Below are 18,429 nucleotides of genomic sequence, written 5' to 3'. Positions count from 1 at the left end.
GTCACCTCCTGAATGGGGCTACCGCGCCCCGAAGGGGCGCGGGGAACTGCGCGAGCAACCACAACGCGCCTGCAGCCGAGGTTCTCGGGGCTGCGCCCCGGACCCCTGGGGTGGTACGTCGGCTGCAGGCCGGTGGGGGCTTGTCGCGCAGTTCCCCGCGCCCCTTACGGGGCGCCTGGTCGCGCCCACGCGGCGGAGCCGCACATCGACACAGCCCCGCGCCCCTGACGGGGCGCTCCCGCCGGACACGGCCTAGGCACGCCGGTAGACGGCAACCCGCTTCTCGGCAAAGGCACGGGCACCCTCCTTGGCGTCGGCGGTGCCGAACACCGGCATACCCCGTTCAAGCTCGGCCGCGAGGGCGTCCGGTTCGCTCATCCCGGCGGTCTCGTACACGCAGGCCTTCACGGCCTCGACCGCCAACGGGGCGTTGGCATTGATGAGTTCGGCGGTCTCCAGAGCCTTCTGCAGCGCGGTGCCGTCCGGGACGACGTGCCCGATGAGCCCGATGCGCTCCGCCTCCGTGGCGGTGTACGGGCGTCCGGTGAGCAGCATCTCCAGGGCGTGGGTGTGCGGGATCTGCCGGGGCAGGCGGACGGTGGAGCCGCCGACAGGGAAGAGGCCGCGCCGGACCTCGAACAGGCCGAAGACGGCGCTCTGTCCGGCGATGCGGATGTCGGTGCCCTGGAGGATCTCGGTGCCGCCCGCCACGCAGGGGCCCTCGACGGCGGCGATGACGGGCTTGCGCGGCCGGTGGTGCCGGAGCATGGCCTTCCAGTGCAGGTCGGGGTCGGCCCGGAAGCGGGCCCGCAGGGGGTCGTCGCCGCCCTCGGGGGCTCCCGAGCGGGCCAGGGCCTTGAGGTCCATGCCGGAGCAGAAGGCGCCGCCCGCGCCGGTGAGGACGATCGAGCGGATGCCGTCGTCGGCGTCGGCGGCGAGCCAGCCGTCGTGGAGGCCGGCCAGCATCGGCAGCGAGAGGGCGTTCCTCGCCTCGGGCCGGTCGAGGGTGAGCACGAGGGTCGCGCCGACGCGCTCCACGGTGAGGTGTCCGTTGCCGTCCATGCCGCACAGGGTGCAGGAGGGGGCGGGGCGGTTCAAGGGGTCGCCGACGGGTTTTCTGACAACCCGTCAGTTTTCTTGGGCCGGGCTCTTCCCGCCGCCCCGGCTCGGCGCTCTAATGGCCGCCGTGGACTACAACCTCGCCGATCTCTTCGAGTCCGTCGCCGACACGGTGCCCGCGCGGGAGGCGCTCGTCCACCTCGGCCCGCCCGGCGGCGCCGTACGCCGGCTCACCTACGCGCAGCTCGACGCGGCGGCCAACCGGCTGGCCCACCACCTGCGCGACAGCGGCATCGCGCCCGGCGAGCACGTGGGCCTCCATCTCTACAACGGCGTCGAGTACCTGCAGACCGTGCTGGCCTGCCTGAAGATCCGGGCGGTGCCGGTCAATGTCAACTACCGCTATGTGGCGGACGAGCTGGCCCGCCTGTACTGCGACACGGACCTGGTGGCGGTGGTCTTCGACGCCGAGTTCACGGAGCGGGTGGCGGAGGCGCTGCCGCGGACGAGGATGCTGAGGCACCTGGTACAGGTGGGAACTGCGGAGGAACCCTGCATCAACGCAGTCCCCTTCACGGAAGCCGAGGCGTCCGGCTCCCCCGGGCGGGACTTCCCGTCCCGCTCCGGCGACGACCGCTTCATCATCTGCACCGGCGGCACCACCGGCATGCCCAAGGGCGTGGTGTGGCGGCAGGAGGACCTGTTCTTCTCCGGCCTCGGCGGCGGCGCACCGACGGGCGAGCCGGTCAAGCGCCCGGAGGAGCTGGCGGAGCGGGTGGCCGCGGGCGGGGAGGGCCTGGTCTTCTTCCCCACCGCGCCGCTGATGCACGGCACGTCGACGCTCACCGCGTTCATCTCCTTCGGCTTCGGCCAGAAGACGGTGCTCCGCCGCAAGTTCGTGCCGGAGGACGTTCTGCGGACGGTGGCACAGGAGCGCGTCACCAGCCTGTCGCTGGTGGGCGACGCCATGCTGCGCCCCCTGGTGGACGCGCTCGCGGGTCCGCTACGCGGCACCGACTGCTCGTCGCTGCTGAGCGTGAGCAGCTCGGGGGCGGTGCTGTCGCGCACGGTGCGCGAGGAGTTCGCGGCCCTGCTGCCCTGGGTGCTGCTGCTCAACAACTTCGGCTCGTCCGAGTCGGGCTTCAACGGCACGGCCACGCAGGACGGAAAGGGGTTCCGGATCCGCGTCAACGACCGTACGGCGGTGGTGGATCCGGAGACGCACCGCCCGGTGGGCGTGGGCCAACCCGGACGGCTCGCCCAGCGCGGGCACGTTCCTCTGGGCTACTACAACGACCCCGAGCTGACTGCTCGAACGTTCTTCCGCGAACAGGGGGAACGGTGGGTGCTGCTCGGGGACATGGCGACGGTCGACGCGGAAGGCGTCGTCACGGTGCTCGGCCGCGGGTCGCAGTGCATCAACACGGGCGGAGAGAAGGTGTTCCCGGAGGAGGTGGAGGAGGCCCTGAAGGCGCACCCGGACGTGTACGACGCGGTGGTGGCGGGGGCGCCGGACGAGCGGTGGGGTGAACGGGTCGCGGCTGTCGTCCAGCTGCGCCCGGGGGTCGAGCCGCCGACGCGGGATGCCTTGCAGGCACATTGCCGGGCACGGCTGGCGGGATACAAGGTGCCGCGGCTGGTGGTCTTCGCCGATCGCATTCGACGCTCGCCGAGCGGGAAGGCGGATTACCGGTGGGCGCGGGGGGTGGTGGGTGAGGGGCGCGCCCCGTAGGGGCGCGGGGAACTGCGGCGACCGGCCACAGCCGGCCCGCAGCCGCAGGACCAGGCCCCACCTTGACGCCCACCGCCCCCGCCTGCTTGGTTTGACCGAACGATCGGTCGGCACATCCCCGGAGGCGAGCGCGCCATGGATCTCCGTACCCTCCAGCAGGAGCGCCTCCGTGCCACGCTCCGCCGCGCCTACGAGCACGTCCCCTTCTACCGCCACGCCTTCGACGCCGCCGGCGTCCGCCCGGAGGACTGCCGTTCCCCCGCCGACCTGCCCCGCTTCCCCTTCACCACCAAGGACGACCTGCGCGCCCAGTACCCCTGCGGCATGTTCGCCGTGCCCGGGAAGGACATCCGCCGCATCCACGCCTCCAGCGGCACGACCGGTGCCCCCACCGTCGTCGGGTACACCGAGCGCGACCTCGACACCTGGGCCGACGTGGTCGCCCGCTCCATCCGCGCGGCGGGCGGGCGGCCCGGTGACACGGTGCATGTGGCCTACGGATACGGCCTGTTCACCGGCGGCCTCGGCGCCCACTACGGCGCCGAGCGCCTCGGCTGCACCGTCATCCCCGCCTCCGGCGGGATGACCTCGCGCCAGGTGCGGCTGATCCAGGACCTCCGGCCCCGGATCATCATGGTGACGCCCTCCTACATGCTCACCCTTCTCGACGAGTTCGAGCGCCAGGGCGTCGACCCCCGCACCACGTCGCTCGAAGTCGGCATCTTCGGCGCCGAGCCGTGGACCGAGGAGATGCGGCGGGAGATCGAGGAGCGGTTCGCCCTCGACGCCGTCGACATCTACGGGCTGTCGGAGGTGATGGGGCCCGGGGTGGCCCAGGAGAGCGTGCGGACCAAGGACGGGCTGCACATCTGGGAGGACCACTTCTACCCGGAGATCGTCGACCCCGTCACGGGCGAGCCGCTGCCCGAAGGCGCCCACGGCGAGCTGGTGTTCACCTCGCTCACCAAGGAGGCCATGCCCGTCGTCCGCTACCGCACCCGCGACCTCACCCGGCTGCTGCCGGGCACCGCGCATCCGGAGTTCCGCCGCATGGAGCGGCTCACCGGCCGCAGCGACGACCTGATCATCCTGCGGGGCGTGAACCTCTTCCCCTCCCAGATCGAGGAGATCGTCCTGCGCACGCCCGGCGTCTCGCCCCACTTCCAGCTGCGCCTCACGCGCGAGGGCCGGATGGACCGGATGACCGTGCGCGCCGAGGCCCGTTCCGACGCGACGCCCGACCAGCGCACCGCGGCGGTCGCAGAGATCGCCCGTCACGTCAAGGACGGCATCGGGGTGACCGTATCCGTCGACATCGTCGACCCCGAGACCCTGGAGCGGTCCGTGGGCAAGCTCAGGAGGATCGTGGACCTGCGAAGCGCTCCCTCAGCTCCCGCTTGAGGATCTTCCCGCTGGCGTTCCGCGGCAGTGCGTCCACGAACAGGACCCGCTTCGGAGCCTTGAAGCGGGCCGTTCGTTCCTGCACATAAGCGATCAGCTCGTCCTCGCGCACGGCTCCCCGCGTCACCACGACGGCCGTGACCGCCTCGATCCAGCGCTCGTCCGGCAGGCCGATCACCGCGGCCTCGACGACGTCGGGGTGCCCGTACAACACGTCCTCGACCTGGCGCGAGGCGATGAGCACCCCGCCGGAGTTGATGACGTCCTTCACGCGGTCGACGACCGTGAAGTAGCCCTCCTCGTCCCGGACGACGAGGTCGCCGGAGCGGAACCAGCCGTCGCGGAAGGCCTCTTCGGTCTCCTGCGGTTTGTCCCAGTAGCCCTCGCACAGCTGTGGCGAGCGGTAGACGGCCTCGCCGGGCGTGCCGTCGGGGACCTCCTTGCCCGTCTCGTCCACCACCTTCGCCTCCACGAACAGCACGGGCCGTCCGCACGAGTCCATCCGTCCCTCGTGCTCGTCCGGGCCGAGGACGGTGGCCAGCGGGCCGATCTCGCTCTGCCCGAAGCAGTTGTAGAAGGCGAGGCCGGGCAGCCGGGCGCGCAGCTTCTCCAGCACCGGGACGGGCATGATCGAGGCCCCGTAGTAGGCCTTGCGCAGGGCGGAGAGGTCGCGGGTGGCGAAGTCCGGGTGGTGGGCGAGGGCGATCCAGACGGTCGGCGGGGCGAAGAAGCTGTCGGCCCGTCCCTCCTCGACCAACGCCATGATCCGTTCGGGATCCGGCCCGTCGATGATGGTGTTCTCCGCGCCCACCGCCAGGTAGGGCAGCAGGAAGACGTGCATCTGGGCCGAGTGGTAGAGCGGCAGGGCGTGGACGGGACGGTCCGTCTCCCTGAAGTCCATTGCGGTGATGACGCTGACGTACTCGTGCACGAAGGCGCGGTGGGTCATCATCGCGCCCTTGGGCAGGGCGGTGGTGCCCGAGGTGTAGAGGAGCTGGACGAGTTCGGGGCGGTTCCCGTTCAGCTCGTACAGCGGGCGGGCGGTGGCGCCGTCGAGCCGGTCGAGCAGCGAGCCGGGCGCGTCGCGCAGGGGCAGCGACCGCGGCGTGTCCGGGAGCCGGGGTTCGAGCTGCGGGTCGGCGAGGACGAACGTGCTGCCCGACTGCTCCAGGACGTACCGCAGTTCACCGCCCGTGAGCTGGTGGTTGACGGGCACGTGCACCAGCCCGGCGCGGGCGCAGGCGAGGAAGCCGATCAGGTAGGCGTCGGAGTTGTGGCCGTAGGCGGCGACGCGGTCGCCCGGCTGCAGGCCGTGCTCCAGGAGGACGGCCGCCGCCGCTGTCACCGCCTCGTCCAATTCGCGGTAGGTCCAGGCGCGTTCGCCGTAGCGCACCGCCGTTCTGCCCGGTACGCGCCGGGCGGTGCGCCGGATGATGCCGTCCACGGTGCTCTCGCGTACTCCGACTCCGGACATGGGCCGGATCTTGGGACACCGGTCGACGCGCGTCAAGGGGGCTGGCCGGTGACATCGCCAACGGTCCGCCCAGGGAACCCACTTGACCGTAACTGGCGTTATACAAGACGACCGTTGTCGTCTTGTGACCCCTTAGGAGGTCATGTTGCAACGTCGTCACCATTTAAGAGTGTTCGCGGTCGGAGCTCTCGCCCTGCTGACCGGTGCCACCACGCTGCCCGCGTCGGCCGCCTCGCAGGACCGGGCGGACCGGCCGTCGGGCGACCGCATGTCGGCCGTCATCCGCTACACCGAGTACGGCATTCCGCACATCGTCGCCAAGGACTACGCGAGCCTCGGCTTCGGCCAGGGCTGGGCCCAGGCCACCGACCAGGTCTGCACCCTCGCCGACGGGTTCGTCACGCTGCACGGCGACCGCTCGCGCCACTTCGGCCCCGACGGTACGACCGACCGCTCGCTCTCCAACGCCAGGACCAACTTCTCCAGCGACCTGTTCTTCCGCGGCATCCGGAACGCGAAGACCGTGGAGAAGCTCCTCGACCAGCCTGCCCCGGCCGGGCCCACCCGGCAGTCGAAGGAGCTGATGCGGGGCTGGGCCGCCGGATACAACGCCTGGCTGCGCCAGCACCGCGACGACATCAAGGATCCCGCGTGCCGCGGCGCGGACTGGCTGACGCCGGTCGCCCCCGTCGACGTGGCCATGCGCGGCTACGCGCTCACCATGCTGGGCGGCCAGAGCACCTGGGTGGAGGACATCACCCGGACCACCGGGCCGACCGACGCGAAGCCCGCCCCCGCGGCCGCCGTCCGCAAGCTGTTCGACCGGAGGACCGCCGACATGGGGTCCAACGCGGTCGCCTTCGCGGGCTCCACGACCGCCAACGGCCGCGGCCTGCTGCTCGGAAATCCGCACTACCCGTGGGCGGGCGGCCGCCGCTTCTGGCAGTCGCAGCTGACCATCCCCGGTGAACTGAACGTCGAGGGCGGCTCGCTGCTCGGCACGCCGATGGTCGAGGTCGGCCACAACAACCGCATCGCCTGGAGCCACACGGTCGCCACCGGTGTGCCCATGAACCTGTACCAGCTCAAGATCGCCCCTGGCGACCTGCACTCCTACCTCGTGGACGGCAGGCCCGAGCGCATGACCGACCGCAAGGTCACCGTGCCCGTGCGCGGCAAGGACGGCAAGGTCTCCCAGGTCACCCGCAGCCAGTGGTGGACCCGCTACGGGCCCGTGATCACCGGGGGTGAGCTCCGGCTGCCGTGGAACTCCGGCACGGCCTTCGCCCTCTCCGACCCGAACGCCGCCCAACTGCGCTTCACCGACGCCTCGCTGGGACTGAGCAGGTCCCGCAGCGTCCGGGACGTCCAGGCGGCGCTGCGCCGCACGCAGGGCCTGCCGTGGGTCAACACCGTCGCCGCGGACTCCGCCGGGCACACCCTCTACACCCAGTCGCAGCTGCTGCCGCGCATCACCGACGAACTCGCCGGGCGCTGCTCCACCGACCTCGGCAAGCAGTACTACCCGGCGGAGGGCCTCGCCGTCCTGGACGGCTCGCGCAGCGACTGCGTGCCCGGCACGGACCCGGACGCCGTACAGCCCGGGACCTTCGGCCCGTCGGCGATGCCGACGCTGGTCGACGCCCCGTACGCCGAGAACTCCAACGACAGCCCCTGGCTGACGAACGCGGACCGGCCGCTCACCGGCTACCCGCGGATCTTCGGGGACACCGGCACCGAGCGCTCGGCGCGCACCCGTGGCGCGATCGAGGACGTGTCCGCCATGGCGAAGCGCGGCGGGCTGACCGTGGACGACCTGCAGAAGCAGCAGTTCGCGGATCGTGCACCCTCGGGCGACCGGGCCGCCGCCGACGCGGCGAAGGCCTGCTCCGCCCTGCCTGGCGGCACCGCAACCGGCAGCGACGGCAAGGCCGTCGACGTCTCGGCCGCCTGCGGGATACTGGCCGGCTGGGACCGGACGGTGAAGACCGGCAGCAAGGGCGCGCTGCTCTTCGACCGCTTCTGGCGGAAGCTGACGAACGACCCGAAGGCCACCGTGTGGAAGGTGCCGTTCTCGGCCTCCGACCCCGTGGCCACGCCCAACACCCTGAACACCGCCGACGCGGCCGTGGGCCGCGCGCTGGCCGACACCGTCACCGAGCTGCGCACGGCGGGCATCCCGCTCGACGCACCGCTGGGCGAGAACCAGTTCGTCGTGCGCAACGGCAAGCACATCCCGATCGGCGGCGGCGGCGAGCAAGTGGGCGCCTGGAACATCGTCGCCTCTCCTTGGAACGCGGCCCAGGGCGGCTACGGGAACGTGAACTTCGGCTCCAGCTACATCCAGGCGGTCGGCTGGGACGGCAGCGCCTGCCCGGTGGCCCGTACGCTGCTGACCTACTCACAGTCGTCCGACCCCACGTCGCCCCACTACAGCGACCAGACCGAGCTGTTCTCGGCCGGGCGCATGGTGCAGAGCCGGTTCTGCGAGAAGGACATTCTCGCCTCGCCGCAGCTGAAGGTGGTGCGGGTGAGCGAACGGTGAGCGCTCCGCGCCGGTAGGCGTAGTTCTTCGGGTGCGGGTCGGCTGTAGCTGGTCGCGCAGTTCCCCGCGCCCCTCAGATCGCGCTTGCGCGGCCCTCCCAGTAGGGGTCGCGCAAGCGCCTCTTGTAGAGCTTGCCGTTGGGGTCGCGCGGCATCTCCACGACGAAGTCGAGGGACTTGGGGCGCTTGTAGCCGGCCAGGCGGTCCGTGCAGTGCGCGAGGATCGCGGCGGCGAGCCGCTCGTCCGGGCGGTGGTCCTCGGCCGGTTCGACAACGGCCTTGACCTCCTCGCCCCACTCGTCGTGCGGGATGCCGAAGACCGCGGCGTCGGCTACGGCGGGGTGGGTGAGCAGGACGGACTCGATCTCGGCGGGATAGATGTTGACGCCGCCCGAGATGATCACGTCGGCCTTGCGGTCGCGCAGGAAGAGGTAGCCGTCCGCGTCGAGGTGGCCGAGGTCGCCGACGGTGAAGAAGTCGCCGACGCGGTTCTCCTCGGTCTTGTCCCGGTCCTTGTGGTAGGCGAAGCCTCCGGTGGTCATCTTCAGGTAGACCGTGCCGAGTTCGCCAGGGGGAAGCGGTGCGCCGTCGTCGCCGAGAACGGCGATCTCGCTGATGGGCCAGGCCCTGCCGACCGTGCCGGGCTTCTTCAGCCAGTCCGCGGCGGTGGCGAAGGCGCCACCGCCCTCGCTGGCGGCGTAGTACTCCTCGACGCAGCCGCCCCACCAGCCGATCATCGCCCGTTTGACGTGCTCGGGGCAGGGGGCGGCGCCGTGGATCGCGTGGCGCATCGACGAGACGTCGTACGCGCCCCGGACGTCGTGCGGCAGGGCCAGCAGCCGCTGGAACTGGGTGGGCACCATGTGGGTGTGGGTGCACCGATGGGTCTCGATCAGGCGGAGCATCTCCTCGGGCGCCCACTTGTCCATCACGACCAGCCGGTGTCCGATGTGCAGGGACGCGGCGGCGAACTGCAGGACGGCCGTGTGGTAGAGCGGTGAGCACACCAGGTGGACGTTGCCGTCGAAGGGCCGGATGCCGAAGATGCCGAGGAATCCGCCCAGATGGGCCTCCTCGGGCGGTCTGCCGGGCAGGGGGCGGCGGATGCCGCGCGGGCGGCCGGTGGTGCCGGAGGTGTAGTTCATGACCCAGCCGAGCGTGCGCCCTTCGGGCGGGGTGTCCGGCTGTCCGTCGAGGAGTGCGGTGTACGGGCTGAAGCCGGCGACGTCCCCGACCGCGTAGCACGCGGAGGCGGGCAGGCCGGCCTCGTCCGCGGCGGCCACCGCCGCGGCGGACCAGCGTTCGTGGGCGAGGAGGACCTTCGCACCGGAGTCGGCCAGGATCCAGGCGATCTCGGGAGCGACCAGGTGGTGGTTGACGGGCACGAGGTAGAACCCGGCCTGGGTGGCGGCGAGATGGGCGGTGAGGAAGTCGGCGCCGTTGGGCAGCACGGTGGCGAAGGCGTCGCCCTCGCGGAGCCCGGCGGCGCGCAGCCCGTGGACGAGCCGGTTGGCGGCGGCGTGCAGCCGGCCGGCGCTCCATCCTTTGCCGTCCGGTGCGATGAGGACGGTGCGGGCGGGGTCGGCGGTTGCCTGGGCCCAGAAGCCGTTGGGAGTTGCGGTCATGGCGCGTCGTCCTCCTCAGGCGTGTCCGGCTCAGGCGTGTCCGGCTCAGGCGTGTCCGGCGATGCGGTCGAGCCGGCGTACCGCGCGCTCGAAGCCGGCCGTCAACTCGTCGACCACGTCCTGCACTCCGCGTACGGAGTCCATCCGGCCGACGATCTGCCCGACCGGCGTGCCCAGCAGGGGCACGGTCTCGTCCTGCTGGATGCGGGTGAGGGCCTCGGCGACCAGCAGCCCCTGCAGCGGCATCGGCAGCGTGCCGGGACCTGCCGGGTCCTCCCAGACGTCGGTCCACGCCGTGCGCAACTGCCGTGCGGGCTTGCCGGTGAGGCACCGCGAGCGCACCGTGTCGCCCGAACCGGCCGCCAGGAGCTTGCCGGTCAGGGCGCCGGATCCCAGCCCGGCCTCCTCGGTGGTGAGCCACACGGAGCCGAGCCAGACGCCCTGGGCGCCGAGCGCGAGCCCGGCGGCGATCTGTTCGCCGCTGCCGATGCCTCCGGCGGCGAGCACGGGCAGCGGGTCGACGGCGCGGACGACCTCGGGCGTGAGCACCATGGTGGCGATCTCCCCGGTGTGGCCGCCGGCTTCGTACCCCTGGGCGACGACGATGTCGACGCCGGCGTCCGCGTGGCGCAGCGCGTGCCGGGCGCTGCCGGCGAGCGCGGCGACCCGGATGCCGTGGTCGTGGGCGCGGGCGATGACGTCGGGGGGCGGCGGGCCGAGGGCGTTGGCGAGGAGGGCGAGGGGGTGGTCGAAGGCGATGTCGAGCTGGGCGCGGGCGACGTCCTCCAGCCAGCCGGTGATGCGCCACCCGGAGCGCTCGCCGGCGGGCAGCGGGGGGACGCCGTGGCGGGCCAGGGTCTCCTCGACGAACCGGCGGTGCGCAGCGGGGATCATGGCCTCGATGTCGGCCTCGGTCACGCCCCGGACCTGCCGGGCGGGCATGACGACGTCGAGCCCGTACGGCCTGCCGTCGGTGTGCTCGTGCATCCAGTCGAGGTCCCGGGCGAGCTGTTCGGGGTCGCTGTAGCGCACGGCCCCGAGCATCCCGAGCCCGCCGGCCCGGCTGATGGCGGCGGCCACGGCGGGGAACGGGGTGAACCCGAAGAGGGCGTGCTCGATACCGAGTTGCTCACTCAGGGCGGTCCGCATGGGCGGCAGGATGACGCATGGGAGGCGCAAGGGGAAGAGCGGTGCACGTCCCGTCAGGCGCGCCCCGAAGGGGCGCGGGGAACTGCGCGACAAGCCCCCACCGGCCTGCAGACGACGCACCACCCCAGGGGTCCGGGGCGAAGCCCCGGGAACGTCGACTGCGGGCGCGTCGTGGTTGCTCGCGCCCACGCGGCGGAGCCGCTGGGGTACCTCCTGGGGGCACCCCCAGCGGTAGCTGGGGGAGGTAGCTGGGGGAGAAACAGCCCCGCGCCCCTTACGGGGCGCTAGGCCTGCCGGCTCCCCCGCGTAGCACGCGTCTGCCGCAACGCCGCAACCTGCCGGTAGAGCTCAACCGCCTCGGCGGACCGCCCGAGTTGCTCCAGACAGTGCGCCTCGTCATTACGACTGGCGAGGGCGTCAGGGTGGTCGGCACCCAGCACCCGCTGCCGCGCCTGCGCCACCTCCCGGTAGACGGCGAGCGCATCCGTCCACCGGCCGAGCCACCCCAGCCCGACGGCCACCTCGCGCCGGCTGACGAGCGTGTCGGGGTGGTCGGCGCCGAGCACCCTGGTGCGGATGGCGCAGACGTCCCGCGCCTCGGCCAGGGCCTCCTCCCAGCGGCCCAGGCGGCCGAGGTTGACGCCGAGGCCGTGCCGGGCCCGCAGGGTGTCGGGGTGCGCGGGGCCCTGGGCGCGGGTGCGGTCCTCGACGAGGCCGCGGTAGAGCTCCAGCGCCTCCGCGCTGCGGCCGAGCCGGCCGAGGCAGATGCCGGCCTCGTAACGCGCCGCGAGGGTGTCCGGCTCCAGCGGTCCGAGCACCCGGGCGCGCGCCTCGGCCACTTCGCGGTAGGTGCGCAGGGCCTCGCTCCAGCGGTTCAGCTGGCCGAGCGCGTAGCCCACCTCGTAGCGGGTGACGAGGGTGTCGGGGTGGTCGGGGCCGAGCACCCGGGCGCGTGCCTCGGCCACTTCGTGCGCCATGCGGTACGAGTCCTCCAGGCGCCCGAGGCGGCTGAGGTTGAAGGCGAGGTTGTGGCGGCAGCGCAGGGTGTCCGGGTCGTCGGGGCCCATGGTGCGCTCGCGGGCGGCGAGTACGGAGGCATAGACCTGGTGGGCCTCGAAGTGCCGGCCGAGCTGGCCGAGCACGTACGCGGTCTCCTGGCGTGCGGCCAGGGTGTCGGGGTGGTCGGGGCCGAGCACCCGTTCGCGGCCGGCGGCGGTGCGGGCGAACTCGCGCATGGCCTCGTCGGCCCGGCCCAGCCGGCTGAGGGCGAAGGCGAGTTCGTACCGGCTGGCCAGGGTGTCGGGGTGGTCGGAGCCGAGGGCGCGCTCGCGTTCGGCGACGACGCCGCGGTGCACCTCGCCGGCTTCGGACCAACGGCCGAGGCGGGCGAAGCGCAGTCCCTCGCTGTGCCGCCCGGCGAGTTCGGTGAGACGCGCGGGCGGCGGGCGCTCGGTGCCGGCGGTGCCGCCCTGGGTGGTCCACGCCCGGGTCCACGCGCCGGTGAGCTGGTCGGCGGGGTCGGGGGGCGGCGGCTGGAGGGCGCCGGTGCCCGCGGCCTTGGAGCCGGTGGTCATGTTCCGCGCCCAGCCGGGCAGCCGGGGCGGCTCGTTCTGCCGGGTGCGGTCCCGCAGGCCGGCCCGGGGGGTCGCGCCGGGGAGCGTCAGGTGTCCGGACGTGCCGTCCCGGTACGGACGGTCGGGGTGGCCGGCCAGGACGCGGCGCAGGAAGTCCGCGGCGTCCGCCGGCCGGTCGGCGGGGTCCTTGGCGAGCAGGTCGAGGACGACGCGCTCGAAGGGCTCGGGGAGTTCGGGCCGCAGTTCGCGCGGCGGCTGCGGCGGGGTGTCCCGGTGGCCGACGAGCACGGCCCAGGCGTCGTCCATGTCGAAGGGCGGGGCGCCGGTGGCGAGCTCGTACAGCACGCAGCCCAGCGAGTACAGGTCGCTGCGGTGGTCCACGTTGCCGGCGCCGATCTGCTCCGGCGACATGTAGTGGGGGGTGCCCATGGCGATGCCGGTGCCGGTGAGGCGGGTGCTGAAGCCGATGTCGTGGGCGAGCCGGGCGATGCCGAAGTCGCAGATCTTCACCGTGCCGTCGGCGAGCCGCACGATGTTGGCGGGTTTGAGGTCGCGGTGGACGATGCCCTGCCGGTGGGTGTACGCGAGGGCGGCGCCGACCTGTTCGGCGACGTCGACGACGTCGGGCACGGGCAGGGGGTGGTGCTTGTTGTCCTCCAGCAGCTGGCTGAGGTTGCGGCCGTCGAGGAGCTCCATGACCAGGTACAGCACGCCGTCGCACTCGCCGAAGTCGTGCACGACGGTGATGCCGCGGTGCTGCAGGGAGGCGGCGACCCGGGCCTCGCGGCGGAAGCGCTCGCGCAGCACGCGCAGATAGGACTGCTCGTGCTGGGGGCCCATCGGCTTCAGGCACTTGACGGCCACGTGCCGCCCGAGCGACTCGTCGCGGGCACGCCAGACCTCGCCCATCCCGCCCCGGCCGATCAGTTCGAGCAGCTGGTACCGGCCTTGGATCAGCCTGGTCTCCGCCATCCCCTGCCGCCGCCCCCGTCGATTCGCCATCCCGCCCCCGGCCCCTTCACAGTATGGCGTCCGGTCTGCGCAGCTTGTAGGCCGACGGCGCGCGCGGCACTTCGTGCGCCCCCGGAGCCGCCCATAGCGATATCGCTGAACGATCAACTACAACTTTACTTACTCTTGGTATATTTGAGCGAGCTTTTACACCAGTCTCTTCCGCAACAGGCAGCAATTTCAGGCCCATTGGCATCAGCCGATGGCGTCAGCCTGTATTGCCGCCCCTCCCCCCACGCACGGAGCGAGAGGAACAGACATGGTGAACAACAGAACGCTGCGCCGCGGCACCCGCGCGCTGGCCCTGGGCGCCACGGCCCTCGGCATGGTGACGGCGATGGCCCTGCCCGCAGCGGCCGACAGCAGCCCGACCCGCAAGGAGCTCATAGCCGACTGCGCCTCCGGCCTCGGCAAGTGCAGCTTCAACGACCCGGTGCTCGGCAAGGCCTACCTGGGCGACTTCCGCCAGGTCTCCGACTCGCTCTACAACTGCAGCACCTCGCCCGCGACCCAGTCGATGACCTGGTCCGACACCGTGGGCTCCACCGACTCCGTGGGCGTGTCCGTCACCGCGGGCGGCAAGATCGCGGACATCATCAACCTCAGCGTGACCGCGAACTACAGCCACACCTGGTCGAGTTCCCACTCGGAGACCAGCTCCCTGAACATGACGGTGCAGCCGGGCGAGGTCGGCTGGATCTCCCGCGCCCAGGTGATGCAGACCGTCTCGGGCACCTGGCAGACGCACTACGACAGCCCGAAGTGGGGCCACTACTACTGGTACGTGCCCGACACCGTCACGGGCCCGGCGCCCAACGGCACGGAGGGCGTGAGCAACGCCGTGGTCGTCAAGAGCCGCAAGATGACGGAGTCGGAGAAGACGTCGTGCACGGCGAACGGCCGCAAGACGTTCAAGCGCAGCGCCCCGTAAGGGGCGCGGGGAACTGCGCGACCAGCCACAGCGGACCCGCACGGACAGAAGGCCTCAGCCCTCCGAGCCCTCCGCCTCCTCGCCCGGCATGTCAATGACCGGCACCGGCTCCAGCCCGATCTTCTCCGCGATCCGCGTCAACAGCACGTCCTGCGCGGCAAGATGACTCTGCACATGGGCCACCTCGTGCAGCGTCGCACTGGCGTCGTGGAACGTCGCCTCCGACCGCTTGTCGGAGGCGTCGGCCTGGACGTTCTGGCCGACCATGATGACCGACAGCAGCACCAGCTGCAGGAAGGTCTGGGCCACCCAGGAGACGATCGCCGACGCCCCGCCGTGGATCGCGTCGGGCAGGCTGATCAGGTCGAACAGCGCGAACGCGTAGGCGCACCACATGCTGCCCACGGCCCGCGTGACGAGGATGGCGACCTTGGTGTTGAACCGGGTGACGGGGCTGCCCGTGGCGTGCTGGTCGGCGACCTTCACCGGGCCGACGGCGTGGCGCGAGGCGATGTGCGGGTGGGGGATGTGCTGGTAGATCGTCATGGTGCGGCTTCCTGTCGACCGTGCGACTGCAGCACGCAACTGCAGTGAGGACGCCGGGGATTGGTGCCCCGGCGTCCTCACTGTTATGCCCGCCGGCGGCCGCCGGCGGTGGTTGTCACTCTCAGACTGCTGCGGGCGCCGGCTCCGGCTCCGCGTCCGCGGACTCGTCGGCGGGGCGCGGGACCCGGTGCAGGCCCTTGCGGTCGTAGAAGTAGGTCATGCCGAAGCCGAAGAGCAGGGCGGCGGCCAGGGCGATGCCCATGGAGGCCCAGGCGCGGGTCAGGCCGGCGTCGGCCTGGGCGCCGTAGTAGAGGATCGAGCGCAGGCCGCCGGTGATCTGCCGCAGCGGCTCGAACTCCGAGAGCACGCGGAAGAACCCGGGCAGCGCCTGGAGCGGCACGGTCGAGCCCGAGGACGGGACGGCCATGGCGACGAAGATGATCGTCGAGAACAGCATGCCGGGGGTGCCGAAGGCCCGGAGCAGGGCCAGGGCGCCGATGCCGACGGCGGCGACGGTGGCCACGGAGTAGACCCAGAGCAGGCCGAGGTGGGAGGCGTCCATGCCGAGGATGCCGACCGTGGCGAGCTCGACCAGGGAGCCCATGACCACGGAGAGGCCGAGCATGAGCACGGAGTCGATGGCCAGGGTGCGCACCCGGCTCGTGTGCCGCAGCGGCATGCGCTGGCGGAAGGGGCCGAAGTCGGTGTGCACGTAGCCGAGCGCGGTGTCGACCTGCGAAACGAGCGCGTTGGCGCCGAGCATGCCGCAGACGACCAGGACCAGCGCGTAGTAGAAGGCGCTGAGGCCCATGGCGCTGTGGGTGCCGAGCGGGTGGCCGTCTGCGACCTGCACGGTCACGGGGTCGGCGAGCAGCAGCTGGGAGGCCGGGGTGAGCTTGGCGCCCTGGGCGTTCGCCTGCTTGAGGAGCTGCTGGCCGAGCTGGGCGGAGGCGGCGTGGGCGGCCTTCTGCGTCGCCGTGCCGGCCATGGAGGAACCGAAGCTGCCGGCCGACTGGTTGGTGAGCACGGTGATCGTCGGCCGGACGGGCTTGGTCTGCTGCGGGCTGCTCAGGCCGGCCAGCGAGGCGGTGAAGTTCTCGGGCACGACGATCGCGCCGAAGAGCTTGCCCTGGCCCAGCTTCCTGTCGGTCTCCTCGCGGTCGAGGACCTGCCAGTCGAAGCTGTTGTTGCCCTCGGCGGACTTCTTGATCCCTGAGACGACCTGCTCACCGGCGTTGAGGGGCTTGCCCTGCACGGTGGCGCCCTTGTCGCTGTTGACCAGCGCGACGGGCAGGTCACGCAGGTGGCCCTTGGGGTTGACGTTGCCGCCCACGTAGAGCAGGGAGAACAGGGCGGCGACCACCGCGAGGATGAGGCCCGAACCGATCCACAACCGCGGACTGCGGAGTACGGAAGGGGGCTGGGGGGAAGGCATGGATGCTCCGACTCGATGGCAGGGAGTAGCTGGATACCTAAAGTATCCAGTACTCGATAGTGGCAGTATCTACCTGGGGTGTCCATCCGCGACCGTGGGCGCCCGGCCGCACCACCAGCAAGGAAGCTGCATGAAGATCTCGGAGCTCAGCCGCAGAACCGGCGTCCCGGTCGCCAGCATCAAGTACTTCCGGCGGGAGGGCCTGCTGCCCGCGGGCAGGGCGACGGCCGCCACGCTGGCCGAGTACGGGGACGAGCACGTGCAGCGCCTGCGGCTGATCAAGGCACTGACCACGCTCGGCGGACTGTCCATCGCCGCCGCCCGCGACGTGCTGACAGCGGTCGACCAGTCCGAGAGCGCCGACGGGACCCTCAAGGCGATCAGCTACGCCCTGCCGGTGCCCGTCGCCCAGGCCCCGGCAGGGGACGCCGACGAGGAGGCGGAGGCCGAGGCGGCCGCGGCTGCGGACGTGGCGGGCCTGATCGCGGCCATGGGCTGGCAGGTCCCCGACGACTCACCGCACGTACAAGGGCTGACGACGGCCCTGCGGGAGCTCAGACGGCTCGACGCGGACTACCGGCCGGAGCGGCTCGTCCACTACGCCGAACTGGCGCACTCCGTCGCGCGCTTGGACATGGAGCGCGCGGCCGCCTTCGAGAACTCCCCGACCCTGGCCGAACAGGCGGTCATCGTCCTGGCCCTCTCCGGCCCGCTGCTCGAACTGCTGCGCCGGCTCGCCCAGGAGGACCAGGTCCGCCGCCGCTCCGCGTGACGGGACCGCACGACCTGCATCACCGCCGCACTCGCGGCATCCCCAGCCCGAGCCAGGAGATGATCTCCCGCTGGATCTCGTTGTTGCCGCCGCCGAAGGTGAAGATGACGGCGCTGCGGTAGGCGCGTTCCAACTCGCCGTGGAGCACGGCCCCGGCCGAGCCCTCCTTCAGCGGCCCCGCCGCACCCAGGACCTCCATCAGCCAGGCACACGCGTCCCGGCGCGCCTCGGAGCCGTACACCTTGACGGCGGAGGCGTCCTGCGGGGTGAGCGCGGAGCGCTGCAGGGCGTCCACCATGCGCCAGTTGAGCAGCTTCATCGCCTCCAGCCGGACGTGCGTACGGGCCAGCCGGCTGCGGACCCAGCCGAGGTCGATCACCCTGCGGCCGTCGGCCAGTTCGGTGGCGGCGGCCCAGTCCCGTACGTCGCGCAGGATCCTGATGGCGGAGCTGCCGTGGGCGGCGAGGGTGACGCGCTCGTGGTTGAGCTGGGTGGTGATCAGCCGCCAGCCCTCGTTCTCCTTGCCGACGAGGTGGTCGACGGGGACGCGGACGTTGTCGTAGTAGCTGGCCGTGGTGTTGTGCGAGGCCAGGGTGTGAATGAGGGTGCAGGAGTAGCCGGGGTCGGTGGTGGGCACCAGGAGCATGGAGATGCCCTTGTGGGGCGGGGCGTCCGGGTCGGTGCGCACGGCGAGCCAGACCCAGTCGGCGGTGTCGCCGTTGGTGGTCCAGATCTTCTGTCCGTTGACGACGTAGTGGTCGCCGTCGCGCACGGCCCGCGTCTTCAGCGCGGCGAGGTCGGTACCGGCTCCGGGCTCGCTGTAGCCGATGGCGAAGTCGATCTCGCCGGAGAGGATCCGGGGGAGGAAGTACGCCTTCTGCGCGTCCGTGCCGAACTGCATCAGCGTGGGGCCCACGGTGTTGAGGGCCATGAGCGGCAGGGGCACGCCCGCCTGTGCGGCCTCGTCGAAGAAGATGAACTGCTCCATGGGGGTCGTCCCGCTGCCCCCGTACTCCTTGGGCCAGCCCACCCCGAGCCGCCCGTCCGCACCGAGCCGGCGGATGGTGCGGCGGTAGCCCTCGGGCTCCAGTGCCGCGAAGTACGCGCGCAGTTCGGCCCGCAACGCCTGCTGTCCGGGGGTGTACTGGAGATCCACGGCTCCTCCAAGGTCCCGTT

General features: G+C 71.9%; 13 protein-coding genes. 5 read left to right on the top strand and 8 right to left on the bottom strand.

The features are described from left to right. Nucleotides 1-252: 252 nt before the first annotated feature. Nucleotides 253-1,062 carry a crotonase/enoyl-CoA hydratase family protein gene (locus ACMATS_RS32980; protein ID WP_414169974.1) on the bottom strand — a complete coding sequence of 270 codons (810 nt, stop codon included), beginning with the start codon at nucleotides 1,060-1,062 and terminating at the stop codon, nucleotides 253-255. A 124-nt stretch (nucleotides 1,063-1,186) separates the two neighbouring features. On the opposite strand from ACMATS_RS32980, the gene ACMATS_RS32975 reads away from it, so the two are divergent. Then, nucleotides 1,187-2,791, top strand: a complete 1,605-nt coding sequence (locus ACMATS_RS32975) for an acyl-CoA synthetase (protein ID WP_414169973.1) — start codon at nucleotides 1,187-1,189, stop codon at nucleotides 2,789-2,791. Between the two features lie 135 nt (nucleotides 2,792-2,926). Beyond that, complete coding sequence (gene paaK, locus ACMATS_RS32970) at nucleotides 2,927-4,192, top strand: phenylacetate--CoA ligase PaaK (protein ID WP_414169972.1); 1,266 nt, start codon at nucleotides 2,927-2,929, stop codon at nucleotides 4,190-4,192. Here the strand turns inward: paaK and ACMATS_RS32965 are convergent. Further along, nucleotides 4,146-5,666 (bottom strand): fatty acyl-CoA synthetase, encoded by a 1,521-nt coding sequence (locus ACMATS_RS32965; RefSeq protein ID WP_414169971.1) that lies wholly within the window; start codon nucleotides 5,664-5,666, stop codon nucleotides 4,146-4,148. The genes paaK and ACMATS_RS32965 overlap by 47 nt on opposite strands. A 142-nt stretch (nucleotides 5,667-5,808) precedes the next feature. On the opposite strand from ACMATS_RS32965, the gene ACMATS_RS32960 reads away from it, so the two are divergent. Beyond that, nucleotides 5,809-8,211 carry a penicillin acylase family protein gene (locus tag ACMATS_RS32960; protein ID WP_414169970.1) on the top strand — a complete coding sequence of 801 codons (2,403 nt, stop codon included), beginning with the start codon at nucleotides 5,809-5,811 and terminating at the stop codon, nucleotides 8,209-8,211. A 73-nt stretch (nucleotides 8,212-8,284) separates the two neighbouring features. Here ACMATS_RS32960 and ACMATS_RS32955 read toward each other — a convergent pair whose 3' ends face one another. The 3 genes from ACMATS_RS32955 to ACMATS_RS32945 form a co-directional block, all read right to left on the bottom strand. Further along, nucleotides 8,285-9,835, bottom strand: coding sequence for an acyl-CoA synthetase (locus ACMATS_RS32955; protein ID WP_414169969.1), 1,551 nt, complete (start codon nucleotides 9,833-9,835; stop codon nucleotides 8,285-8,287). Nucleotides 9,836-9,880: 45 nt separating this feature from the next. Next, nucleotides 9,881-10,984: an NAD(P)H-dependent flavin oxidoreductase gene (locus ACMATS_RS32950; RefSeq protein ID WP_414169968.1), complete on the bottom strand. Its 1,104-nt coding sequence runs from the start codon at nucleotides 10,982-10,984 to the stop codon at nucleotides 9,881-9,883. A gap of 284 nt (nucleotides 10,985-11,268) precedes the next feature. Further along, the gene (locus ACMATS_RS32945) at nucleotides 11,269-13,530 is read right to left on the bottom strand and encodes a tetratricopeptide repeat protein (RefSeq protein WP_414170839.1); all 2,262 of its coding nucleotides are present in this window, start codon (nucleotides 13,528-13,530) and stop codon (nucleotides 11,269-11,271) included. A gap of 298 nt (nucleotides 13,531-13,828) precedes the next feature. Between ACMATS_RS32945 and ACMATS_RS32940 the strand changes: the two genes are divergently transcribed. Beyond that, a complete protein-coding gene (locus tag ACMATS_RS32940) occupies nucleotides 13,829-14,500 on the top strand; it encodes a hypothetical protein (RefSeq protein WP_414169967.1) in 672 nt (223 codons plus the stop codon). Between the two features lie 54 nt (nucleotides 14,501-14,554). Here the strand turns inward: ACMATS_RS32940 and ACMATS_RS32935 are convergent, their stop codons facing one another. Both ACMATS_RS32935 and ACMATS_RS32930 read right to left on the bottom strand, forming a co-directional pair. After that, a complete protein-coding gene (locus ACMATS_RS32935; RefSeq protein ID WP_390775729.1) occupies nucleotides 14,555-15,046 on the bottom strand; it encodes a hypothetical protein in 492 nt (163 codons plus the stop codon). Nucleotides 15,047-15,167: 121 nt separating this feature from the next. Beyond that, nucleotides 15,168-16,481: a YhgE/Pip domain-containing protein gene (locus ACMATS_RS32930; RefSeq protein WP_391153262.1), complete on the bottom strand. Its 1,314-nt coding sequence runs from the start codon at nucleotides 16,479-16,481 to the stop codon at nucleotides 15,168-15,170. Between the two features lie 130 nt (nucleotides 16,482-16,611). Between ACMATS_RS32930 and ACMATS_RS32925 the strand changes: the two genes are divergently transcribed. Continuing rightward, nucleotides 16,612-17,253 carry a MerR family transcriptional regulator gene (locus tag ACMATS_RS32925; RefSeq protein ID WP_390775731.1) on the top strand — a complete coding sequence of 214 codons (642 nt, stop codon included), beginning with the start codon at nucleotides 16,612-16,614 and terminating at the stop codon, nucleotides 17,251-17,253. A 19-nt stretch (nucleotides 17,254-17,272) separates the two neighbouring features. On the opposite strand, the gene ACMATS_RS32920 is transcribed toward ACMATS_RS32925, so the two are convergent. Further along, nucleotides 17,273-18,409 (bottom strand): acyl-CoA dehydrogenase family protein, encoded by a 1,137-nt coding sequence (locus tag ACMATS_RS32920; RefSeq protein WP_414169966.1) that lies wholly within the window; start codon nucleotides 18,407-18,409, stop codon nucleotides 17,273-17,275. Between the last annotated feature and the right edge of the window lie 20 nt (nucleotides 18,410-18,429).

Origin of the sequence: Streptoverticillium reticulum (genome assembly GCF_047456005.1) — a bacterium.
Taxonomy (GTDB): Bacteria; Actinomycetota; Actinomycetes; order Streptomycetales; family Streptomycetaceae; genus Streptomyces; species Streptomyces reticulum.
Note: the sequence above shows the minus strand (reverse complement) of the source record. Positions and strands in the feature narration are given on the sequence as shown.